This window comes from Devosia sp., assembly GCF_036406155.1.
Taxonomy (GTDB): Bacteria; Pseudomonadota; Alphaproteobacteria; order Rhizobiales; family Devosiaceae; genus Devosia_A.
In genome coordinates, this window is sequence record NZ_DASWVV010000101.1 from 1 (window position 1) to 3,844 (window position 3,844).

A 3,844-nucleotide genomic window follows, 5' to 3' on the forward strand; every position below is an offset into this window, starting at 1 on the left:
CGCTCATCACATGGCCGGTACGATGACCCCATGTGCCGAATACGCGGTCGCCGGGCTTGAGTTGCGAAACGCCGGCGCCGATCTCGACGATCTCGCCGACTTCCTCATAACCCAGGTTGCGCACCGGGAAGCTCCAGCTCGGCTGGCCCTCCCGGAACACCCGCCGCTCGGCGTCCCAGAACCCGTTCATATAGGGCGACGTGCCGCGATACTGGCTGAGCTCGGTTCCGGCGCTGATGCCCGAAAAGAGCGTGCGGATACGCACCTCCTCCGGCGCAATGTCGCGGTGCGGCAGCTCCTCGACCTCGAGCTGGCGGATGGCCGTCAGGATCAGCGCACGGTCCATTTCGTCAGTTCCGCGCCTTGATGGCCAGGAATTCCAGTACCATGGCCGCCGTCCAGGTGAACCTTCCGCCGCCACAAGGCTCGCCAGTGACCGGGTCGTAGTATTCGGCAAAGCCCGACTGCTCGATCAGCTCGAGGCTCGAGCGAATGATCAACTCGGCAGTCTCGCGCTCACCCGCGGCCAGAAGCCCATCGACGATCAGGTAATTGCAGACGAGCCAGACCGGGCCGCGCCAGTAGCGCTTGGCATCGAACCGGCTGTCGGCGGGATCTTGGCTGGCCACCACATAGCGCAGCCGCTCGGCCTGGCGCATGATCGTCCGGGCGATGGCGGCGGCGCGCTCGGCTGGAATGGCCGCAAAGACGGGGATCAGCCCGCCGATCGACGCACTGGCCACCAACTGGCCAGTTCGGCGGTCCAGGCAGAGATACTGCCCATGCTCGGCACTCCACAGTCGCTCCAGCGCCGCCGCGCCCTTTGCGGCTCGCGCCCGGTTCCGGGCGGCGGTTTCGGTGTCGCCCAGCGCCTCGGCGACGGCGGCGAGGTCCTTGCAACCACGGATCAGCACGGCATTGAATCCCGCGTCGACGAGCTGGAACGGGGAGGCGTCGTGGAGCTTCGAATTGTCCCAGCCGAGGCTGCGGAAATGTTCGACCAGCCAGAGATAGCGGTCGTACTGCGCCTTGGTGGGCCGATGGGCAGGATCGGCGTGCTGGGTGTCGCGCCGACTATAGGGGGCGATCCCTTCGGTGGGCACGCGCTCGAAGGCCTCATCCCAATCGATGGAATTGTCGCGTCCGGCTTCCCATGGGTGGAGGAGGGCAACAAGGCCCTCGCCCTGCGGATCGCGCGCCGCATAGAACCACTCGAACCATTTGTCGATCTTGGGGAGCAGGGCGAGGGCGCGGCGATCGGCCAAGGCGCGATGGGTGCTGCGCTCAAAGAGCTTGCGCAGGGCAAAGCCGGCGATCGGCGGCTGTGTGATGCCGGAGGTCGGAGTGGGGCGGCCGGTATTCCAGACATCGGGGCCCGGGAAGTAGCCATCGTCATTCACGTGGAAGACGATGTGCGGCACCATGCCGTCGGGCCATTGATGTTCGAACAGCGTCTCCATCTCGGTCCAGGCGCGGTCCTCGTCGAAATAGGCCTGGCCGAGCGCGGTGAAGCACGAATCCCAGTTCCACTGGAAGGGATAGAGGCCCTTGGTGGGGACGGTATAGGTGCCCCGGTCGTTTTCCTTGAGCACCTCGACAGCGTGATCGAAGAGAGAAGAGGGCTGGGCGGGGCTCATGATTTTCTCCAGTCAGTCGAGAATGGTGGCGGCGGCAAAGGCACTGGCGATCACCGCGTGCCCTTCCGGATTGGGGTGGACGCAGTCGGGCAGCAACAGCGCATCGCCGCCCTCGGCCGTCATGCGTTCGTGGACGGGGGCATAGAAGGTGCCGAAGTCGCGCGCGAGCGAGCGCACGCTGCCAATATAGGCCTCGTAGCCGTCGCGGCTCTGGCCGATGAATTCCGGATCGCCGACGGCGAAGCCGGCATCGGAGAGATGGACGGGGCTGCCGATCACGATGTCCGCCGGTGCAAAGCCTGCCTCGATGAGTGCGGTCAGAACGGCGCGGTAGTCGCGGACGAAGCCCCCTTGGTTCAACGTGGACGGTGCCCCGGTGTGGCGAGCGTCGTTGGTGCCGTAGAGAATGGCCACGCAATCGCTGCGGTCCTCTCCCAGCAGGTCGCGGCGAAAGCGGTGGAAGCCGTTGTCTTGCCGGGGCTTTCCGGTTGCATCCGCCGACCCCTGCAGCACCGTGCCGCTGATGCCCTTGTTGACGAGGCTGAGGTGCAATCTTGTGGCCAGCCGGTTGGCCCAGCGCGTCGCCTCCGGCACGGAGGCGCCAGCGGTGATGCTGTCGCCGAACGTGGTGATCGACCGCTTTTCCGTCCGCAACACATGGTCGGCAAAGTGCGTCACGGCTGGTCACCCGTGAATTCAAGCACCATGGCGGCCGTCCAGCTGAAGCGGTCGCCGCCGAGTGCAGCCCCGGTCGCGGGGTCGTAATATTCGGAAAAGCCGCCCGTTTCGATGAGGGCGAGACTGTCCCGGCGGATGCGCGCGGCAAGGTCCGCCTCGCCGGCACGGCGCAGCCCGTCGGCGATCAGATAGTTGCAGACTAGCCAGACCGGTCCGCGCCAGTAGCGGCGCAGATCGAAGCGCGGGTCGCGCGGGTCGTGGCTGGGAACGAGGAAGCGGACCATCTCGCCAATCCCCGACAGGGTCTCGCCGATGGCCTTGATCCGGCCCGGCGGGATGGGCGCGAAAACCGGAATGAGACCGCCGATCGAGGGGCTTTGCACGGCCTTGCCGGCGACGCGGTCGAAGGGCAGGTACTGGCCCGCCGTTTCGTCCCAGAGCGTATCGAGCGCGGCCAAGCCTCTCTCGGCCCAGGCGCGATTGCGCTTCGCCACCTCGACCTCGCCGAGGGCCTCGGCCAGTTCCGCCGTCTCCAGGGCGGAGCGGATGAGGATCGCGTTGAAGCCGGGATCGACTATCCGAAACGGGGAGGCGTCGTGGGTGCGCCGGGAATCCCAGCCAAGGGAGCGGAAGTGCTGCACGAGCCATAGGTAGCGGTCGTATTGCGCCTTGGTCGGACGGGTTGCCGGATCAGCGTGCTTGGTATCGTTGCGCTGGTAGGGCATGACACCGTCGGTAGGGACACGCTCGAAGGCTTCGTCCCAGTCGATGGTGTTGTCGCGCGATTCCCAGGGGTGGATGACTGCGACGTGCCCCGTGCCTTCAGGGTCGCGGGTGCGGTGGAACCATGCGTGCCATCGGTCAAGCCCGGCGAGGAGCGCCCGGGCGCGCCGGTCCGCCTCGACCTGCCCCCGGCTACGCAGCCAGAGCTGATGGACGGCAAAGCCGGCGATGGGCAGTTGCGTGATGCCGGAGGTCGGCACGGGGCGGCCGGTGCCCCAGACATCGGAGCCGGGGAAGTAGCCGGGTGCCTCTTCGTGGAACACCATGTGAGGCACCATGCCGTCGTCCCACTGGTTGGCGAAGAGCGTCTCCACCTCCCTCCAAGCGCGGTCGAGGTCGTAGTGCGACTGGCCGAGCGCGGTGAAGCACGAATCCCAGTTCCACTGGAAGGGATAGAGGCCCTTGGTGGGCACAGTATAGTGCCCCCTGTCGTTCTCGCGGAGAATGCCGAGCGCATCCTCCCGCATGTCCGGGCCCTGGGGCGTGGTCATTGGGGCAGTCCGCCGAGAGATGGATTGGCGATGCGATAGAGCAGGTGCGGCCGCAGCGGGTTGCCTTCCGGAACGGTGGGGCGCTCATAGTCGTCGGAGGGATCGCGTCGCATGCCGAGCTTTTCCATGACTCGCTGGCTGGGAAGATTCAGCACCGATGTGGTTGCGATCACCTCGTTGAGGCCAATGGTCCACGCATAGTCGAGCCATGCCGCCGCCCCTTCTCGAGCCAGCCCGCGGCCCCAGAAGCGAGAG

Annotated in this window: 5 protein-coding genes; all 5 read right to left on the reverse strand. The window is 66.5% G+C overall.

Going from position 1 to position 3,844, the window contains the following annotated elements:
* A partial coding sequence (locus tag VGD93_RS06405) for an alcohol dehydrogenase catalytic domain-containing protein (protein WP_395010345.1) occupies positions 1 to 346 on the reverse strand: 346 nt, incomplete at its 3' end.
* Positions 347 to 350: 4 nt separating this feature from the next.
* On the reverse strand, positions 351 to 1,637 hold the full coding sequence (locus tag VGD93_RS06410) for an MGH1-like glycoside hydrolase domain-containing protein (protein WP_395010347.1): 1,287 nt from the start codon (positions 1,635 to 1,637) through the stop codon (positions 351 to 353).
* A gap of 12 nt (positions 1,638 to 1,649) precedes the next feature.
* Complete coding sequence (locus VGD93_RS06415; RefSeq protein ID WP_395010349.1) at positions 1,650 to 2,315, reverse strand: SGNH/GDSL hydrolase family protein; 666 nt, start codon at positions 2,313 to 2,315, stop codon at positions 1,650 to 1,652.
* Positions 2,312 to 3,589: an amylo-alpha-1,6-glucosidase gene (locus VGD93_RS06420; RefSeq protein WP_395010351.1), complete on the reverse strand. Its 1,278-nt coding sequence runs from the start codon at positions 3,587 to 3,589 to the stop codon at positions 2,312 to 2,314. The genes VGD93_RS06415 and VGD93_RS06420 overlap by 4 nt, the downstream gene beginning before the upstream one ends.
* On the reverse strand, positions 3,586 to 3,844 hold a 259-nt coding region (locus VGD93_RS06425), incomplete at its 5' end, for a GNAT family N-acetyltransferase (RefSeq protein ID WP_395010353.1). The genes VGD93_RS06425 and VGD93_RS06420, both read right to left, overlap by 4 nt.